At 54.4% G+C, this 19,572-nt stretch carries 16 protein-coding genes; 8 read left to right on the top strand and 8 right to left on the bottom strand.

Annotated elements, in window-relative coordinates; all coding sequences use genetic code 11:
• Positions 1–18: 18 nt before the first annotated feature.
• Complete coding sequence (locus P4G45_RS06660; protein WP_348268890.1) at positions 19–768, bottom strand: SDR family oxidoreductase; 750 nt, start codon at positions 766–768, stop codon at positions 19–21.
• Positions 769–964: 196 nt separating this feature from the next.
• Here P4G45_RS06660 and P4G45_RS06655 point away from each other — a divergent pair, with 196 nt between their 5' ends.
• The 3 genes from P4G45_RS06655 to yihA all read left to right on the top strand — a co-directional run bounded on the left by P4G45_RS06655 (position 965) and on the right by yihA (position 2,961).
• Positions 965–1,303, top strand: a complete 339-nt coding sequence (locus tag P4G45_RS06655) for an L-rhamnose mutarotase (RefSeq protein ID WP_348268889.1) — start codon at positions 965–967, stop codon at positions 1,301–1,303.
• A 138-nt stretch (positions 1,304–1,441) separates the two neighbouring features.
• Positions 1,442–2,269 (top strand): hypothetical protein, encoded by an 828-nt coding sequence (locus tag P4G45_RS06650; protein ID WP_348268888.1) that lies wholly within the window; start codon positions 1,442–1,444, stop codon positions 2,267–2,269.
• 80 nt (positions 2,270–2,349) lie between these two features.
• Entirely contained in the window at positions 2,350–2,961 is a 612-nt protein-coding gene (gene yihA, locus P4G45_RS06645; protein WP_348268887.1) for a ribosome biogenesis GTP-binding protein YihA/YsxC, read from the top strand.
• Positions 2,962–3,037: 76 nt separating this feature from the next.
• Here yihA and P4G45_RS06640 read toward each other — a convergent pair whose 3' ends face one another.
• From P4G45_RS06640 to P4G45_RS06630, 3 genes are all read right to left on the bottom strand, one after another.
• The gene (locus P4G45_RS06640; protein WP_348268886.1) at positions 3,038–4,378 is read right to left on the bottom strand and encodes an inositol-3-phosphate synthase; all 1,341 of its coding nucleotides are present in this window, start codon (positions 4,376–4,378) and stop codon (positions 3,038–3,040) included.
• A 457-nt stretch (positions 4,379–4,835) separates the two neighbouring features.
• Positions 4,836–5,288, bottom strand: coding sequence for a hypothetical protein (locus P4G45_RS06635; protein ID WP_348268885.1), 453 nt, complete (start codon positions 5,286–5,288; stop codon positions 4,836–4,838).
• A gap of 88 nt (positions 5,289–5,376) precedes the next feature.
• Positions 5,377–6,003, bottom strand: a complete 627-nt coding sequence (locus P4G45_RS06630; RefSeq protein WP_348268884.1) for a DedA family protein — start codon at positions 6,001–6,003, stop codon at positions 5,377–5,379.
• Positions 6,004–6,079: 76 nt separating this feature from the next.
• Here P4G45_RS06630 and P4G45_RS06625 point away from each other — a divergent pair, with 76 nt between their 5' ends.
• Positions 6,080–6,919, top strand: coding sequence for a chlorite dismutase family protein (locus P4G45_RS06625; protein ID WP_348268883.1), 840 nt, complete (start codon positions 6,080–6,082; stop codon positions 6,917–6,919).
• Positions 6,920–6,925: 6 nt separating this feature from the next.
• Entirely contained in the window at positions 6,926–7,699 is a 774-nt protein-coding gene (gene nth / locus P4G45_RS06620; protein ID WP_348268882.1) for an endonuclease III, read from the top strand.
• Positions 7,700–7,764: 65 nt separating this feature from the next.
• Here the strand turns inward: nth and P4G45_RS06615 are convergent, their stop codons facing one another.
• The 3 genes from P4G45_RS06615 to P4G45_RS06605 all read right to left on the bottom strand — a co-directional run bounded on the left by P4G45_RS06615 (position 7,765) and on the right by P4G45_RS06605 (position 13,582).
• Positions 7,765–9,711 carry an ABC transporter ATP-binding protein gene (locus P4G45_RS06615; protein ID WP_373695303.1) on the bottom strand — a complete coding sequence of 649 codons (1,947 nt, stop codon included), beginning with the start codon at positions 9,709–9,711 and terminating at the stop codon, positions 7,765–7,767.
• A 60-nt stretch (positions 9,712–9,771) separates the two neighbouring features.
• A complete protein-coding gene (locus P4G45_RS06610) occupies positions 9,772–10,161 on the bottom strand; it encodes a hypothetical protein (RefSeq protein WP_348268880.1) in 390 nt (129 codons plus the stop codon).
• 82 nt (positions 10,162–10,243) lie between these two features.
• Positions 10,244–13,582 (bottom strand): FG-GAP-like repeat-containing protein, encoded by a 3,339-nt coding sequence (locus P4G45_RS06605; RefSeq protein WP_348268879.1) that lies wholly within the window; start codon positions 13,580–13,582, stop codon positions 10,244–10,246.
• 20 nt (positions 13,583–13,602) lie between these two features.
• Here P4G45_RS06605 and P4G45_RS06600 point away from each other — a divergent pair, with 20 nt between their 5' ends.
• The 3 genes from P4G45_RS06600 to P4G45_RS06590 are packed head-to-tail and all read left to right on the top strand — an operon-like array spanning position 13,603 to position 17,731.
• A complete protein-coding gene (locus tag P4G45_RS06600; RefSeq protein ID WP_348268878.1) occupies positions 13,603–15,207 on the top strand; it encodes an asparagine synthase-related protein in 1,605 nt (534 codons plus the stop codon).
• Positions 15,208–15,215: 8 nt separating this feature from the next.
• Positions 15,216–16,178, top strand: a complete 963-nt coding sequence (locus tag P4G45_RS06595; protein WP_348268877.1) for a hypothetical protein — start codon at positions 15,216–15,218, stop codon at positions 16,176–16,178.
• Entirely contained in the window at positions 16,175–17,731 is a 1,557-nt protein-coding gene (locus P4G45_RS06590; RefSeq protein ID WP_348268876.1) for an FAD-dependent oxidoreductase, read from the top strand. Before P4G45_RS06595 ends, P4G45_RS06590 begins: the two co-directional genes overlap by 4 nt.
• A 26-nt stretch (positions 17,732–17,757) precedes the next feature.
• Here the strand turns inward: P4G45_RS06590 and P4G45_RS06585 are convergent, their stop codons facing one another.
• Positions 17,758–19,524, bottom strand: a complete 1,767-nt coding sequence (locus tag P4G45_RS06585) for a CRTAC1 family protein (protein WP_348268875.1) — start codon at positions 19,522–19,524, stop codon at positions 17,758–17,760.
• Positions 19,525–19,572: the final 48 nt, after the last annotated feature.

Here is a 19,572-nt window from a genome sequence, read left to right as displayed (position 1 = left end):
GCGTCGAGTTGACGCAGGTCAGGCTGCGGTCCAGCCACCGTCGATCGGGATGAGAGCGCCATTGATGAACTCGGCCTCGCGGGAGCAGAGATAGCGGACAAGCGAAGCGATGTCCTCAGGCGTTCCGAGGCGGCCGATGGGCTGACGGGCGACAAGTTCGGCGCGAACCTTTTCCTTTTCGTGGGCATGGTACTTATCCAGATAGCCCTCAACGAAGGGAGTCTGAACCGTGCCGGGAGCGATGCAGTTGATCCGCAGCTCTTTCGGGTAATCGACAGCAATCTGACGGGTCATCGCCAGCACAGCACCTTTGCTGGCGCAGTAGGCAAAACGCTGCTTCACTCCCACCGTGGCCGCCACTGAGCCGATATTGACGATGCTGCCATGCGAGGCAAGCAGTAGTGGAAGGGCGGCCTGTGTCACCAGAAAGACGCTGTGAACATTGACCTTCATCACTCGGGCAAAGTCTTCTTCCGACGTGTGCGTAATATCGCCCACCAGGCCTATTCCGGCGTTGTTGACAAGGATGTCGAGTTGAGGAATGCTCACGAATGCAGAGGCGATGGACGCAGACTCAGTGACATCCATGGCGACGGCGCGGGCATCAGGCAACTCGGCGGCCAATGCTTGAGCCGCTGCAAGATTAAGGTCGGCGATCAGGACATGCGCACCGGCGCGAGCAAGTTCGCGGGCAGTAGCGGCGCCGATGCCGCTGCCTCCGCCGGTAACGAGGGCAATTTTATTTTCCAGGCGAAAAGTATCTGTCATAGGTTGAAATCCGATTGATACATAGAAGAAAGGATAACTCGTTTTCGTGAAGCCGCTGAAAAGATATTTTTTGGCCTTCTTATAGTAAAGAGAAGGGTTCCTCGTCGAGTAGAAAGAGTTTCCGATGAAAATGCCATTCTGCCGTTGACATTGTCTGCACGCAGCGGACAATGTCAAAGGAATAATCGGAGGAAGAATGCCACGTCATTGTCTAACCCTGGATCTTAAGAACGACGAGAACGCCATCTCGGAGTACAAGCGCTATCACGTCAAAATCTGGCCAGAGGTCAAGAAGAGTTTGCTTGATGCAGGAATTGTCGATATGGAGATTTATCTGACCGGAACGCGATTGTTCATGATCATGGAGGTAGACGATCAGTTCTCACTGTCGGCCAAGGCAGCCGCAGATGCTTCCAACGCAAAAGTACAGGAGTGGGAGAGGCTGATGGAGCAGTTTCAGCAGGAGCTGCCGCAGTCTAACCCCGGGCAGAAGTGGGTGGCGATGGAAAAGATATTCAGCCTGGCTGCACAGTAGCAGCATAGCAATCGCTTTCCCTATTTACCACAACTTAGGAGTTTCGCGCTGCATGACTTTGCACTAAGGTATTAGGGTGCATCAAATGACAGGGGAAGCTTGAGTTAGCAGCTCTTCGCAAAATTACGGAGGACGACCATGAAAGATACCAAGCCGATGAAGATGTGGGCAGCTTTGGCCCTGGGCGCGGCAATGATTTTAAGCGGATGCCATAGTGCTCCTCCAGCGGGCACGAAAAATGCGGACGGATCCATTACGAATCCTGACGGATCTGTAACCTATCCGGCAGGGACCAAGCCAGCGGTGGCTACCAGGAATGCGGACGGGTCCATCACCAACCCGGATGGCTCCGTGACCTATCCTGCGGGCACAGCACCGGCACAGGCAGCAAAACAGGAGGCTCCAACTCCGGCGGCAAGTACAGCCGCCCCGGCACCTGAGGCAGCTCCAGTAGCTCCGACTTCCGTAGCGACAGTTGTACCTAGCGGGACAATAGTACGGGTCAGCATCTCCGAGACGCTGAGTGCAAAGCGAAACAACGTCGGTGACAGCTTCAGTGGTGTTTTGAGCGAGCCGCTGCGGACAAGAGGCGGCGGCAGCCTATTCAAACGAGGTACACGGGTCACCGGAACTGTAGTTGCATCCAAAGGGCAAGGACGCTTCAAGGGGGCTGGCGATCTGGGCATCCAGTTGACTTCGATTGCCGGAATTCCGGTGCAAACCTCTGAATTTGAGCAGGTCGCAAAGGGTAAAGGCAAACGAACCGCCGTTATGGCAGGCGGCGGCACTGGCCTCGGAGCGATCATCGGCGGCATCGCAGGCGGCGGGAAGGGCGCTCTGATTGGCGGTCTGGCTGGTGCTGGCGCAGGTACGGCTGGCTCCGCATTCACCGGCAACAAGGATGTCGTGATTCCGGCTGAATCGCAGATTACCTTCCGGCTCACCTCTCCGCTCACCGTCCGGTAATTCGATCCTTCCCGTTCGGGAAAGCGCATCAGGCTTCGCTGCCGGTGCGCTTTTTGCTGCATGGACGATAGACTGAAGCCATGCCGTTGACTCCCGTGTTTCTGCTGTCCGCAACCGACGTTGCTCACTTCCCTTCCGATGCCAAAACTTATGGGGCGCCAGAAGTGGCTTTTCTTGGCCGCTCCAACGTCGGCAAATCATCGCTCATCAACTCGCTGCTTGGGTCGAAGCAGGCGCACACCTCGTCCACACCGGGACGCACGCGGGCGATCAACTTCTTCGCACTGCATGAGGGCGCGGGTGACAAAATGAAGCAGAGGCCGACTCTGATCTTCGCCGACCTGCCGGGCTACGGTTATGCCAAAATTTCGAAGTCGATCTCAGCGGAATGGCCTAAGTTTATCGAACCATATCTGGCCGACCGCGATGCCCTCGCGTTATGCATCTGCCTTGTGGACACAAATATTCCACCGCAGCCGAACGATACTCAACTCATCAACTACTTCAAACAGACGCAGCGGCCTTTTCTCGTCGTGGGGACGAAGGCAGACCGCCTCTCAAATAACGTGCTGGCAAAGTCGGTTGCGGCATTGAAGCGGGAGCATGGGGTAGATGAGGTCCTCACCGTCTCGGCGAAGACCGATGTGGGAACAAAGGCTCTTTGGGCACGCTTGATAGCTGTCACAGAATAAAAAAAGCGGCTGCGAAAATCTCGCAGCCGCCGTAACCCACTAAACACCAGTAATCTTTGTATTCCACTTCTACTGGTTACTGATCGTAGTATTCCAGTCCAAGGTGCGTGATAAGGTCTTCGCCCATGATGTGGCGAAGCGTGTTCTTCAGCTTGGTGTGCTGGATGAAGAGGTCGTGCTCCGGGTACAGTCCTTCGGCATGCTGCGGTGCCTTGAAGTAGAAGCTGAGCCACTCCTGAATTCCCAGACCGCGCAGGCTTGGCGTCCGTGCCGCAAGGTCCATGAAGAGGATGAGGTCGAGCGCCAAAGGTGCGGCGAGGATGGAGTCACGGCAGAGGAAATCGACCTTGAGCTGCATCGGATAACCGAGCCAGCCGAAGATATCGATATTGTCCCAACCCTCTTTATTATCACCACGTGGAGGGTAATAGTTAATGCGAACCTTGTGATAGAGATCCTTGTAGAGATCGGGGTGCAGCTCCGGCTGAAAGATGTAATCGAGTACGCCGAGCTTCGACTCTTCTTTGGTCTTGAAGGACTCTGGATCGTCGAGCACCTCGCCGTCGCGGTTACCGAGAATGTTGGTGGAATACCATCCGCTGACGCCGATGTTGCGAACCTTGAAGGCCGGAGCGAGAACGGTCTTGATGAAGGTCTGGCCGGTCTTGAAGTCCTTGCCGCAGATGGGAGCGTTCATCTTCTTTGAAAGCTCCTGCAGCGCAGGGATGTCGACGGTCAGATTGGGTGCGCCGTTAGCAAAGGGAATACCCTCCTTCAACGCCGCCCAAGCATAGAGCATCGACGGTGCGATGTTCGGGTCATCCTCGACGAGGCCCTTCTCGAAGGCTTCGAGCGTCTGGTGAACCGCGCTGGGCTTGATGAATATCTCGGTGGAGCCGGTCCAGATCATGACCTGCCGGTCGGTCTTGGTCTTGAACTCGGCGATGTCGTTGCGAATCTGGTTGGCGAGGTCGCACTTGTTCTTGCCGGTCTTGATCTTCTTGCCTTCAAGACGCTTGACATAGTGCTGGTCGAAGGCGGCGGGCATCGGCTCGATGGATTCGAGATAGGGGCGAATCTGTTCAAGCTGGTCGCGGTCGAGCACGTGGGCGGTTTTGGCTGCGTCGTAGAGGTTGCCGCCAAAGATATCCCATCCGGTAAAGACGAGATCGTCGAGCTGTGCGATGGGGGCGAAGTCCTTGATGAGTGGGCTGCGGCTTTCGTTGCGCTTGCCGAGGCGGATGGTGCCCATCTGCGTGGTGGAGCCGATGGGCTTGGCCAGCCCACGACGAACGGCTTCTACGCCGGCGATAAGGGTGGTGGCGACAGCTCCCATACCGGGAACCATGACGCCTAATTTTCCAGCTGCGGGCTTGATGCTGGCCGCGCTTGGTGTGGCGGCTTCAGGTGTAGACATAACTGAGCAAAATCCTTCGTGAGGCAATTTCCGCTGGTGCGGAATCCCCAGTATTGCTCACGAAAAGAGCAGGCGCAAACAAAGTAGATGATTGTTTAGACGTTAGCGATAACGCGTTTTTCCCGGCAATCAGGCATATTCGGCGTGGATGCGGTTCTTCCGGTGCCGAGATCGCGACTCAGATGAAGGCAAGGACGATGAGGGCTTCCGGGCGGTGTTGGAAGCCATGGAATACGTCTTTGAACCGGCATTGGTATTGAACTGCGCGCAGAGTTTCATGCCGACGCACGCAACGTAGCAGGGTCAAGAAGCGATGGATGAAGGTGTAGAGATGAAGGCGAATCTGGTTTAACTGTGCAGCATAAGCGGACAAAGCTATGTGGTCGGAAACAAGTCAAGTGCGAACGCAAAGGCCCGCTGAGCGACAGAGGGCCTTGTTCGCGCTTATCTCAATCGTTTACCGGTGACCGCCGTCACGACCGCGACCGCCAGGATGGCCTGCGCCACGGTACCCGGCGCTGTGCTCGTTGCGGGCGTCATGGTTCGCAGTGCCTACATGACCGCGTCCATCCCGCGCTTCGTTTCCTTGAAAATGCTGGAACGGCTGGGCTCCACGCTCCGGGAGCGGGCCTCTATAACCGTGACGAGGATCAAAGCGGTTATCGACATGGCCGTAGAAGCCGCGCGGACCATGAAACCACGGGCCGGCTCCAATGAACACTCCGCCGACGAACCAATCCGGGCCATAATAGCCGTAAGGAGCGCAATCGTAAGGGGGAAAGTCGAAGTACCCGTAGGGACATATCGGGGCCACGCCAATGTTGATGGAAACCTGCGCGGGGGTGGCAGGCGTACCGACAAGCAACGCGGCACCCAGTGCAGAAAGTGCGAACATCTTCCAGATGGACATATAGTTACTCCTCCACGACCACCTTATTAGACCCAAAAGATGAAGGGGAGTTGTCTTTTCAGCTTCATGTTTTCTGTGGGCCTGAACTTTATGCCGCTTCGGTGCGGATGCGGTTCTTCCAGTGCGAGATCACGAACCAGATGAAACCTATGACGATGGTAGCTTCGACGCCAAGATGGAAGCGGTGGAAGACATCTTTGAAGCGCGGGTTGGTGTTGAACTGCGCGCCGAGCTTCATGCCGACGTAGGCGAGCACATAGCACCACGGCCATGAGCCAATGAAGGTGTAGATATGGAAGCGGAGTTGGTTCATCTTCGCAACGCCCGCCGGAAAGGCGATGAAGGTGCGCACTATGGGCAGCATTCTGCCGATGAGCACGGTGATGGAGCCGTAGCGGGCGAAAAAGTGGTCGACGAGGTCAAGGTCGCGGCGGCTGAGGAGGAGATAGCTGCCGTAGCGTTCCACCATGGGACGGCCTCCGCGCGCCCCTACCCAGTAAGCAGGGATTGAGCCGAGGTTCGAGGCCAGAGAAGCCACGGTCGCCAGGATGATGAGCTGGAGCTGGGTGTGGGCCAGAGCGTAGCCAGCCAGCGGCATGATGACTTCGGAAGGAATGGGGATGCAGGCGGACTGGATGGCCATGAGCACGATAACGCTCAGGTAGCCACCACTGGCGATAGCGCCAACAAGGAGGGCAATGATTTTTTCTGACATGCAGGTGCAGTATATCGGGTTGGCGTGAAAATACAGTTCTTTGCCAGCGTGCGCAGGTTCGGGAGACAATCGAGGTATGGCCCAAGAAATGGCACAGACAATTGCACCGAAACAGGAAGCAGAAGAGCCGCAGGCGAGCGCAGCAAAGACATCTCCCACTGCGGCGGTATCCGGACGCCCCGCAAGCAGCTATGGAGCGGCACCGCATGATCCATCCAAGCCGCCGGTGAAGCGGCAGATCGTGGCCTTCAGCTTCTATAAGGTGATGCCCGAGTGGCGCAGGCTGCCCAAAGACGAAAAGGCGGCGCACAAGGCCGAGTTTGCCGCCGTGCTCGAGCGCTGGAACCGAACTGGCGAGTTTCTCTCACTAACCTATTCGACCATCGGCACACGGGGCGATGTGGATATGTGCGTCTGGTCGATTGGCTACGCCGTCGATGAGATGAACCAGATGCGCAGTGAGTTAATGGGCACGGGGCTCGGCGGCTATCTCAACTCGCCGCATAATTTTCTGGCGATGACCAAGCGCTCTCAGTATCAGATTGGCCGTCCCGATGAGAGCGAGGGCGAGAGCCGTGGCGCGATCCGTCCCGGCGGCCAGAAGTACATTTTCATCTATCCCTTTTGGAAGACGCGGCCCTGGTATCTGCTGTCGCTCGAGGAGCGGAAGCGGCTGATGGATGAGCACATCCGAGTTGGACTAAGTTATCCGCGAGTCAAGTTGAATACGACCTACTCCTTCGGCATCGACGATCAGGAGTTCGTGGTCGCGTTTGAGACCAATTTCCCTGAGGATTTCGTAGACCTCGTCCAGCAACTGCGCGAGACCGAGATCAGCCTCTACACCCTGAAGGACACCCCGGTCTTCAGTTGCGTTCGCGTGGCTGCAGAAGAGATGCTGAACCGGCTGGGCTAGGACGATATGCCGCGGACTAAGACGACGACAGTAGTGAAACCGGTGCAGCAATCGCCCGTGGGAATGAAGGCACGGGCGATTGCTGCAACCGAATCTGCATCTCCGAAGAAGAAGCTCGGCAAGACGGCAAACCCTCTCGACCCAAAGCGCGTCACCGCAATTCTGGAGGTGCTGGAGAAGACCTACCCCGGTGTAGTCTGCGCTCTGAACCATCGCAATGCCTGGGAGTTAACGGTGGCCACGATCCTTTCTGCACAGTGTACGGACGTGCGCGTGAACCTCGTCACGCCTGCCCTGTTCAAGGCATTCCCCACGCCGAAGGCAATGGCAGCTGCCTCTCTCCCGGAACTGGAAGAGTTGATCCGCACAACCGGCTTCTATCGCAATAAGGCCAAGTCCATAAAGGGCGCGGCCAAGGCAGTGGTCGAGGAGTTCGGTGGTAAAGTCCCCCAGACCATGGAAGAGCTACTGCGCTTGCCCGGCGTAGCTCGCAAGACCGCCAATGTAGTCCTCGGGTCATGGTTTAGGATTGCCGTCGGAGTTGTTGTAGATACGCATGTTATGCGTCTCACTCGACGACTGGAGCTAACCAATGAGACCGCGCCTGAGAAGGTCGAACGGGACATGATGAAGATCATCCCCAAGGACCATTGGATTGCCTTCTCCCATGAGCTAATCCATCATGGACGGCAGATTTGCATCGCGCGTAAGCCAAAGTGCGTCGATTGCACGCTTGAAAAGTTATGCAATTCCTCGGACAAGACATGGACGTCTCACTAAAGAATTCTCATAGTGACTGTAGATAGAGATGAGTTTTCATTCTGTCTTTGAGGGACGATACCCAATCACGCTTTAGCCGTCACCGGTTCATCCGATGTATCACCCTCGCCCGGGGCAAGGAACAGATTCGCCTCAAGGCCGTGTTGCCGGGTGTAGAGGTCGTAATACCGTCCCCCCATCCGATAAAGCTGCTCATGGGTTCCTCGCTCGACGATCAATCCCTGCTCAACGACGAGGATCTGGTCGGCCCGACGGATAGTTGAAAGTCGATGTGCGATCACAAAGGTCGTGCGTCCCTGCATAAGGAAGTTGAGACCGTTCTGAATCATGGCCTCTGATTCAGAGTCCAGCGAGCTGGTCGCCTCATCAAGGATCAGAATTCGGGGATCGGCGAGGATGGCGCGAGCAATCGAAAGCCGTTGCCGCTGGCCGCCCGAAAGCTTGACGCCGCGCTCCCCGACGATCGTCTCGTAACGCTCGGGGAACCGCTCGGCGAACTCGTCCACCCGGGCAATCCGGCAGGCCTCTAAAAGTTGTTCTTCCGTCGCGTTGGGTCGGCTGAACAAAATGTTCTCGCGGATAGTCCCGTCAAACAGGAAGGTCTCCTGCAGCACTACTCCAAGCTGCTCGCGGTAGCTACTAAGCCGGATGGTGGAGAGATCGACGCCGTCGACCAGGATCTGCCCTGAACTCGCAGTATGAAAGCCGCAAATCAACGAGATGATTGTTGACTTCCCCGAGCCGGACGAGCCGACCAAGGCGGTGACGGTACCAGGTTTCGATTCAAAGCTGATGCCATGCAGCACTGGCTTCCCCTCCTCATAGGCAAACTTAACGTCGCGAAAGGCAATATCGCCCCTGATGACGGATAGCGAGTGCGTGCGCGCAGCCTCGGAGTCTTCCTGCCGCTCGGCGAGGATCTCATTCGTCCGGTCCAGTCCGGCGACGGCCTCCGTAAGCTGCGTCCCTATCGAAACGAGCTGAACAATCGGCGCGATCATGAACGCCAGGAACATGACGTAGGTGACGTAGCCGCCAGTCGTAAGGTGTCCGGCGACGACCTGGCGGGCACCCAGATACATCACCAGCGCTCCAACCACGCCAAGCACGGCAGTTGAAGCAAGCGACATGAGCGACTGTGCAGTGAGCGAAGATATGACGTTCTGCAGCAGCCGATTGGCCCCGGCCGCAAAAACTTTAGCCTCGCTGGCCTCGGCATGGTACCCCTTGACGACGCGGACGCCACCAAGCGATTCGGTCAAACGGCCTGTAACCTCGGCGTTGATCTTGGCGCGCTCCCGAAAGATAGGCCGAATCACCTTGAAGGCGCGCTGCAGAATGAGTCCGAACACGAGCAGGATAACGAACGTGACGAGCGTCATCTGTACGCTGAGAAAGATGAGAAAGAGGAATGCGAAGATCGCCGTGAGCACGCCGCCTACAAAGTCGACCACCCCGGTCCCGATAAGGTTCCGCACACCCTCTACGTCGGTCATGATGCGCGCAACCAGAGTGCCGGTCCGGTTCTCGTCGTAGAACGCAACCGGCAACCGCCCGATGTGCGCCTGCACTTTCCGCAACTCTGCGATAAGCCTTTGGCCCTCTTTGGACAGAAGCTGAGTGAGTGCGTAAGAAGTAATGCCCTGCAAAATAGTAGCGCAGACAACAACGCTAACGATGACAGGCAGCAGAGCGAGATGGTGCTTCGCGATGAAGCCGGCGATGAAAGCCGACTTGATCGGGTGCTTGCCCATGACATTGTCGATAAGGTACTTCGTCGAAGCAGGCAGAACAAGTCCGCTGGCGCGGTTGATGACCATCAGCAGGAAGCTGCCGCCAAGCAGGACCCGCCGCGGCTTGATCAGCTGCCACACCTCTGGCAGCACCTTCTTCAGCTTGGGTTTGGGCCGCGACGCGCTGAGATCGGCCACCACAGCGCGGCCGGTACCCCGGGACGGACGATCGGCGGCCTTCATACCGCCGCCGTATTTGGATGGACCGAAAGAGGACATAGTAAAGAAGGCGTAGATCTGCCAGAACCCTGCTAAAGCTTACGCCTTTTAGATGAGGAGCTACGCACCGGGATTCAGGGTTCTTTGGCGTCGCGCAGCAATAAAGGAACGAACGCAAAACAGCACATACAACAGGCTGAGGAGCGACGTCGCCGACTTTTCAATAACGGCGGCGGGATAAGGGAAAGAGACACCACGGCTAAGGCGAATGACATCGATATCGGCACGGATCAGGCTGAGGAACAAAAGCAGGGCGACCGTGACGGAGACATGCATCCACAGCATACGTTTTTTTGCATTATCGCTGGTGGCAAATACCCCGAAGATGATGAAGAGAATACCCGCACCGGCAGGAATAAGCGCCGTGGGATGCGCGCTGCCAGTATAAACATAACCGATGACGCCAAGGATGATAAGCAGAATACCGAAAACAATCGTCAATTTAGCCATGGTGGCGTCGTACTCCTTATATGCACTCGAAAACACAGAATACCTGAATCCGCGGCTTGAGCCCGGATATGACGCTTAGTCATCATGGTTTAGCAACGGTCGGCTGCGATAGCGTGGGTACGTAGTTGAACTGGTATAACTGCGTGCGCTTACCAGATTCAAAACGATCATTCCAGTCCAATCGATATTTCAAAGTGCTGGAATTCTCCGGATAATGTTCATCGGCTGGATACGGATAGGCAGTCATCTGATGGAAGGGCATCTGCGCCACAGTAAAAGGCAGCGCCTCATAGAAGTCCATATCTTTTACGAAGCCGTTTGCGTAGAAGAAATAATCGCGCTTCCAGTGGGCTGGCAGAGGCTTCAGCGAAGCAGCACTAAACTCCGCGTCGATCTCTTCCCCGCTGCCGAAGATGACATATTGGTTATCTACCTGATGCAGCAGCGGAGTGACGTTGCCATACTTCGTATAACTTCCACGCTGCCACTGAAAAGGCCCTGTCGCACTGATACGGTCGTAACGGTAGGTCAGATCGCCTGGGGTCGCACCCTCGACCTGTTGCGGATATCCGCGGAAGGCAAGGTGTGCGGTGGCCAATGGCAACTCAAACTGTCTAACGTTTTTCGAAACGTCAGCGCCGTTATCGACCAACACCTGGTCCCAATAGATTTGCAGGTTTGTCGTCATGCGAATGCGGTGTGCGCCAGCTGGTAATTTTCCGGTGAGATCGACCACAATCGTCCTGGGAAGGCCCGCAGGAAAGCCCATATCGTCGACAATCCGCTTCCAGCTTCCATCCGGCATCTGCGCTTCGACGTAAGGCGAGATGGGCTTCAACCCGGCCTGCCATGCCGCATACATGGAACTGGCACTGAAATATTCGATGTACCCGCTCATGAAGAGACGAAGAGGATTTCCTTGCTTCCAGTCGCCCAGATCGAGCGTAAGCGTATGCATCTTCGCGTAGCCCGCATACGTGAGATTGGTAAAGTCGCGAACATATTTATGATCGCGTTCAGCAAGAAGCGGGAGGACGTCCTCACCTTTGTCATTCCACGCCCCGGCAGGCAAGCGCGCATCCGAAGAAGCGACCACCGTTGAACCGGAGGCGAAGGGACGTTCATTCAGGAAGCGTTCGTCAGGGTAGACCTCAGTGCCGTCGGGGTGATCGATCGCAACCAGTCGCAGCTGGTCGATAAAGTTGATCTCCTCCATGGGCTCGCCAAAGCGCAGGCTGAACAGGCCACCACGTTCCTTAAGCTGCGAACCCTCCACCTTGATCCATTCGTCAGGGTCAGCCTGGTTCGTCGCTGAAGGTGATATCCAATGACCAATGACCCCAGCGCCTATTACGTCAGAGACAAATTGATATTTAGTTCCGTCCCATGCAAACAGCACAGGACAAGAGCTTCCCCGCCGGTCAAGCTCGGTGAGAGTTACCGGCTTGCTTGACGCAACATCCAACTCATCCTGAGGAACACCGGTAGGCCACAACATACGGACAACATCCGCTCGGTCAGCGTGACCCAAGCCCGCAAGTATCTCCGTCGCCCCCTGGCTGAGATAACCAGAGCCGCCGGCGACTTCAAACTTTTGCGAGCTTCCGTTTGAAAACACCTCTACTTTCGTACCAATTGCCGTCTTGTTGTCGGCAAGACCGGCGAGCGTCAGACGCAAGGAATGGTTGCGATTTCCTCCAACGTTATGCAGCACGATAGGAGGAGCATTCAATTGCGTGACAATCAAATCAGCGGCACCGTCTCCATCGATATCCGCCGCAATGACAGATCGAGGGTTGTGCAGCTTAAGCGTATTTAGCCCCACAGTCTTCGTTACATCTTCAAAGCCCTGTGAACCGCGATTGCGCCAGACGTGCAGTTCAGGCCCATTGGCAGTCTCTACAATTGCCGCGATATCAATCCAGCCGTCGTTGTCGATATCGATTGCAGTAAGTCCCCATGCAGCCTTGGCCCCCGAAAGAGGCAGCGGCACGCGCTCAAAGCTTTTGCCCTCCACATTGCGCCAAAGGCTGATTCCGGGAGCGCCCGCATGCGTGACGGCAACATCCATCCATCCATCTTTGTTGAAATCGAAGACAAGAACGCCACGCGTAGGAGAAAGGTTCGCATCTGTATAAAGAGGAACCGCCTCGAAAGGTCCTTCGCGCTTATTTTCGAAGATAGTGGGCGAACCACTGTCACCCGTAACGATCAGATCAATTGCCCGGTCGTTGTTCACATCTGAGATCGTGACACCAGTCGTACTTCCCTTTCCTGCAAGCCCCGTGGGTGCGCTCCATTCAGTAAAGGTTGAATTTCCGTTGTTACGCCAGAGGACGTCAGGTCCCGCGCCAGAAGTAACCGGCGAACCAGTTACAAAGAGATCGAGATCTCCGTCATGATCGAAATCGACAAACGTCAATCCCGCCGGGTGATTCAATTGCTGAATACCAACTGACTTTGTCGTGTCCGCAAATTTTCCGTGCCCCAGGTTGTGGAAGAGGACGACTCGGTCACTCAATGCGACAGCCAGGTCGGGACGGCCATCGCTGTCATAATCACCAACTGCGCAAGCCATTCCATGGCCATTTGCGATAAGCCCAGTCTGTTGAGATGGGACCTCCTGCATGGTTCCGTTCGATAGGGTCCTATAAACACGAATGGCGGATTCGCCGTCGCCCATTGCAACAATATCTTTCTTCCCGGTGCCATCCACATCGAGAATGCAGGCTCCCCCGCCTTCCTGGTTTGCCGAAGGAAGAGCGGAAGACGGACCTTTGGTCGCTGCGACCGCAACGAAGCTCACGGGAATCATGGAGCCCACAGGTTGTTCCGCCACTCGCATGTTCTGCACAGTAGCGTAATCACCTTGCTCTCCATATGTGACTGCAAGCGGGGTTCCGACCTTGGTCTGCGTTATGGTCTGAAAGCGCTTGAGATGTTCGCGCGCTTCAGCGGTCTTCCCTGAACGCTGTAGAGCGCTGGCCAAGCCAAACTGCGACGAAGCATGCAAAGGATTTAAGCGCAGAGCTTCTTCAAATTCCACGATTGAATGATCGTAATCTTTCAAGCTGCGATAGAGCGAGCCCAGATAATAGTGGCTGTCTGCGTCCGCCGGATTGAGCTTGATCGCCTGCTTAAAATCTTCAACAGCGAGATCAGATTTGCTCTCGGCCAGATGGGTCAGCCCAAGACAGTACCAGATGCGCACATTTTGGGGATTGTTAGTTGCTGCCTGTTTCAATACAGCTTCTGCTTCAGGGAGCTTTCGTAGGTAGAGCAGAGCAATGCCTTGATTCAGCATAGGAACAGCAGAAGTCGGATCGTTCTTATGCGCTTCGTCAAACTTTTGCAGCGCTTTTTCAGTAAACTGCTGGCCCATCAGGGCAACACCAATATTGTTCAGTCGCGCAGCCGCCACAAAATCGTTCGATGGTTCCAGTGACCATCCGCATCGAAACGCCTGAGTACACAGACCCAGCAGCAACAGACTCGCTAAACACTTATGATCAAAGAGAAGGCGCAGCAATCTCCGGCAGGATGGAATATTTTTCACTAACATGGTCAGCGCACATTGTAGAACACCCGCGCCTCACTGATATATGCAGATCGTGCCACAAAAGAAACAACATCAGCACGCCTTCTGATTGCTCCCCTCTCAGTGGTGCGGGACAGGCCGAAGAGCGTAAACTGGTCTCAAAAGAACGGCTTTCCAGAGGAAACCTTGTGCACCAATACATTGAACGCGTTGTCGATCTGACACAGCCCGAAGCAAACCAGATTCACAATCTAACGATTGAAGAAGCCCGACGGCTGTTGCTCGATAGTCCTGCCGAGGCGATGCGCGAGATTGCAGGATCCTTCGCGTTGCTGGCGCGATCCGGAAAGACAGTTAAAATGGCGCGGTCGCTCGACCGGCCAATGCGATATTTCCTGGCAAAGCGGCAGGAAGGGCCCGTTTTAGTTGTCGCGCCGCGCATTGACGCTATCTACAACTGGCTCAAGAGCGAAGGCCTTCACGGACAGTTTCATCCCAGCTATACACGAATGGTGCCCGCCCATTATGTAGTCGAGATTCAACTTGTGGGTTGCCCCGATCCCGATCCTGTCTACACACGTTTCTTCACTCCCGAACTCGGCACGCTGCCGCCTGACCTCGACAAAATTGGAGAAAAGTATATCGCAGCTCTGGCGGAAGAGATCTCCCAATGGCTTAGCTGCGTTCCCGCTGAAGAGCCAATTGGTGTTTGCTTTTCGGGCGGTATCGACAGTGGCAGCGTCTTTGTGACGACTTACCATGTAATGAAAAAAACCGGCATGAATTTGAGCCGACTGAAAGCCTTTGTTCTAGATCTAGGCAATGGACCCGACGTACAACAGGCGCGGTCGTTCCTTGAAGCTCTTGGACTGGGCCTTTTTCTCGAATCTATCGAAGCAGACGCTTCCACTCTCGATGCGCAGGAGACGATTCGTATAGTCGAAGACTACAAGCCCCTCGATATTGAGTCTGCAACTATGTCTCTCGCGCTATGCCGTGGCATTCGCGAGCGCTATCCTGACTGGCAGTATTTACTGGACGGCGATGGCGGCGACGAGAACCTGAAAGACTATCCCATCGAAGAAAATCCTGAACTCACCATTCGGAGTGTCATCAATAATCAAATGCTCTATCAGGAAGGCTGGGGGGTAGGAAAGATCAAGCATTCGCTGACCTATAGCGGCGGGCTGAGCCGGTCTTACACTCGCACCTATGCCCCGGCGCATCATTATGGATTCACCGGATTCAGTCCTTTCACCCGGCCAAACGTCGTGGCAGTAGCGGAAGCTATTCCATTCATAAAGTTGACAGACTATAACGTTGAAAAACTTTATGACCTAAAGGGAGAGATCGTATCTAAGGGGGTAGCGCAGCTCACAGGCTTGCAGATGCCTGCCTTCCCAAAGCGACGGTTTCAACACGGTGCGCTGCCCGAAGAAGCTTTGCGCAGAAGGCTGCCGCTTCGGGAAGCGGAGTATAGGAAACAGTTCTTGTCGCTCTACTTGTAAAGGCAGCAATGATCCCACCCTATCCGGCTCGCGGCGTTGAACGAGATCAATGGATTCTCGCTCAACGTCCAGCGCGGGCAACTCTCGATCCCCGTGTCCCCTATGCATTCCTGGTGGAAGAGGAATGCTCCGCGGCAAGAGAAGTCGTTTCAGTAGCTACGGTATTTTTGACCAACCGCGAATGTCCATGGCGATGCGTAATGTGTGATCTCTGGCGCAATACACTCCCGGACGCAGTTCCGGCAGGATCCGTCCCACAGCAAATTGACTATGCTTTGGAACAACTGCCTCCGGCGCGCCAGATTAAGCTCTACAACAGCGGAAGCTTCTTTGATCGCAATGCAATTCCGGTGGAAGACTATCCGGCAATTGCGACCCGAACAAAATCTTTTGAGAGAACGATTGTTGAAAGCCATCCGTCACTCCTCAAACAAGAGTGTCTCCAATTTCGCGACTTACTTTCAAACCAGTTGGAAGTTGCCATGGGCCTTGAAACAGCTCATCCAGAGATCCTGGACAAGCTGAATAAGCGAATGACTCTATCTCAATTTTCTGAGGCAGCAGCATATTTACGATTCAACAAAATAGATCTTCGCGTATTTATCCTCGTTCAACCTCCCTTTATGAAGGTCCAGGAGGCACTCTATTGGGCACAGCGCTCTTTGGACTTTGCATTTGATTGCGGAGCAACGGCGGCAACATTGATTCCAACGCGCGCCAATAATGGAGCAATGGAAGCACTAATGCAGTTGGGCGAATTTTCCCCGCCGCGTCTCGATACAGTGGAGGCCGCAGCAAGATACGGACTAACCCTCAATCGCGGTCGTGTTTTCGTTGACCTTTGGGATTTAGGCATCGCGGCGCCGGTATGTCCTTGCTATTTTCCACGCATCAATAGGCTCCGCGAGATGAATCTTCGCCAGCATGTGTTGGATCCCATTAACTGCATCCATTGCGAAGGCCTTAGTTGAATCCCGCCTACGATATCGCCGTTATAGGATCCGGCTTTGCAGGTTCTCTTACCGCCATGATCGCCCGACGTCTGGGCCATTCCGTCGTTCTGTTAGAGAAAGACAGGCACCCCCGTGTGGTCATTGGGGAGTCATCGACTCCTCTCTCTAACTTGCTCCTTGAAGACATCGCAACTCGTTATGATCTTCCGCGCCTTAATCCACTTACCAAATGGGGTACATGGCAGGAGCATTATCCAAATATCGCGTGCGGTTTGAAACGGGGCTTTACTTTTTATCATCACCAACTCGGATGTCCCGATGCTCCTGATCCCGATCGTATGAGACAACTTCTTGTAGCTGCCAGTCCCCATAATCGAATTGCAGATACACATTGGTTCCGCTCAGACTTCGATGAAATGTTAGTGCATGAGGCTCAAGATATTGGTGTCGACTACGTTGATGAGGTCAAACTCGACAGTTTTCTCGATCAGGGGAATGACGTAGCGCTGGCAGGTAAAAGGAATGGGCTCGCAATTACGATTCGAGCCAGATTTGTAGTGGATGCTACCGGCCCAAGGGGCTTCCTGCACCGTACCTTACAGTTGCCCGAGATGCCGCTGCCGAACTATCCAAGCACACAGGCGCTGTTCAGTCATTTTTCAAACGTCAAAAGGCTCGGCGACGCGCCGGAACACGCAGTCACAGAAATAACTCCGTATCCGATCGACGACGCGGCAGTCCATCATGTCTTCGAAGGCGGCTGGATATGGGTCCTCCGCTTCAACAATGGCTTAACGAGTGCCGGAGTGGCAGCAACGAACGAGGTCTTTGCTCGGCTGCATCTATGGGAAGGGGAAACCGCATGGAAAGAGCTACTTGAATCCATACCCGCACTTCAGCACCAGTTCGCGACAGCGACCCGGGAGCGGCCATTCACGCATGCGAAGAGGCTTTCATTTTTGAGCGAAACTATCTGTGGAGAAAAGTGGGCGTTGCTTCCATCGGCGGCTGGATTCGTGGACCCGTTACTTTCAACCGGGTTTCCCCTTACCTTATTGGGGATTAGCAGGCTGGCGGACATCTTTGAAAACGATTGGGCCAAACCATCTTTTAGCGCTCGATTGACAAGCTACGCTAAACAAACGACTAATGAGTTACTCGCTACCTCAAAATTGCTCTCGAGCCTGTATGCCAACATGCACGACTTTGAAGTCTTTACCGCTCTATCCCTACTTTACTTCGCTGCGGCCAGCTTTTCAGAAACGGCACGAAGGTTGAATAAGTCACAGCTCGCCCTCTCCTTCCTGCTTCACGATCATGCGAGCTTTGGTCCCGCATGCAGCAAATTACTCGATCGCGCTCAGCACCTACAGAATAAACAAGAATCAACTCAGTTGATTGAGGATATTCTATGTGCGATCGAACCAATCGACGTCGCTGGCCTCTGCAATCGACAGCGACGTAACTGGCATCCTGTCGATGCAGAAGATCTAATCAGGTCTGCTCATAAAGTGAAGGCGACTCGCGATGAGATTGCGCATCTGCTGAAGAGCTGCGGCTTCTATGAGTAGCTTTCGCCAAATGTGGCAGAGCAGATTTATCTGTGTTGCGTAAATTTAATTGGTTGGGCGGAAATGACGCCACTACCCTCCTTCAGGGTTATGAATTGGTTCGGCTTGATATTTGGAATCGACTCTTTTTTCCCGCGGGGCCATACGATCTCCACAGTCACAGTTTTACTTTCATCGGGCTTCCCTAGCCCAAAAGTCAGTGGCATTTCGCTCTGTGAAAGATAACTGGAACCGGTCTTTACCATTTCAAAAAGGCGCAGTCCTTTATTTGTTTTGACCGTAACTTTCGCACCGATGCCATCTCTATTTGATCGCGTGCCAACCGTCTTGACCCTTAACATGTCATTTTGATTGCCATTATCATTGCGCAAAAGCTTTGCAGGGCCATTGCTCGTCGTAACGACCAGATCAAGATCTCCATCATTATCGAAATCTAAATAAGCTGCCCCACGCCCTACAATAGCCTGACGTAGAGCCGGCCCAACCTTGTCTGAAACGTTTTCGAAATTTCCTTTACCCTTATTCCGAAAGAGTAGCGGAGGCTCGGCATAATGAAGATTTGGTTGCGTCAAACTTACATCGTCAGCGACATGACCATTGACGGCAAAGATATCCGGCCATCCGTCTAGATCGTAGTCAAAGAAGAACGAACTGAATGTCAGAGACTTCGCAGATGCTGCGGCGATGCCAGAGTCCATCGCCTTATCGGTAAACAATCCGGAGCCATCGTTGTGGTAGAGCGACATGCTTTCGTTCGTGAAATTTCCAATAACAAGGCTTTGTCGTCCAGAGCCATCGTAGTCCGCAGCGTCCGTACCCATCCCTGCACGCGCTTTGCCTGCATCACTGAAGGCCACCCCTGCAGAAAACGCTGTGTCTGTAAACGTCCCATCGTGATTGTTGTGATAAAGCTTATTAGGCTGTGTGTCGTTGGTTACGAACAGATCAAGCCAACCATCGTTGTCATAGTCCAGTAGTGCAACTCCGAGCGACTTGGCGCTCGGATCGTAAACACCGGCCTTCTTTGTCACGTCCTCAAACGTTCCATTGCCTTTGTTGTGATAAAGAGTCGCACTTTGTCCCTTGTAAGCTTCTGGCGTGCAGTACGACTTATTCTTTCCATCAAGCGAACAGAACTGATCCGTCGCGACGGACCAATCCACATAGTGCAAAACAAGGAGATCCAGTCTTCCATCATTGTCATAATCGAACCATACCGCACTCGTGGAAAAACCGGGATTGCGTACTCCAGCTTTGGCTGTAACATCAGCAAATTTTCCATTGCCCATGTTACGAAAGAGATGATTTCCATCGAGCGCCGTAATATAGATATCTTCCCATCCATCGTTGTCGTAATCCGCAACTGCGCAGCCAAGCCCATACATCGTCGTCGCTAGTCCGGCCTGGCGCGTTACATCCGTGAATGTCCCGTTTCCATTATTGTGATAAAGCGCTGGTAAGGACTTTGCCGATTGATGTCCAGGCCAATCCATTGAATTGACGAACAAAAGATCCTGCCAACCATCATTGTCATAATCAAGAGCACAGACTCCGCTGCCCATGGTTTCGGGAAGATATTTCTTCCCGAAAGCTCCGCTGTTATGACGAAAATGAATTCCCGCTTGCGCCGTCACGTCCACAAACACAACCGGACCTGAGGGACGCACTGAGGCAGGTTCAACATCTGCCGTCCGGCGTGCCTCGACAGTTGTAGGATGGCTGGCAGGTGAAGTAGGAACCTGCGCGATAGGAGCGGTTGGGTGCTGCTTACAGCCTGAAATGAATAGAAGCATAGCCAGCGCAGGGTAAACAGCGGATCGAAATCGCAATAGCATCAAAGT

It is taken from the genome of Edaphobacter paludis, from assembly GCF_039993895.1.
Taxonomy (GTDB): domain Bacteria; phylum Acidobacteriota; class Terriglobia; order Terriglobales; family Acidobacteriaceae; genus Edaphobacter; species Edaphobacter paludis.
Note: the sequence above shows the minus strand (reverse complement) of the source record. Positions and strands in the feature narration are given on the sequence as shown.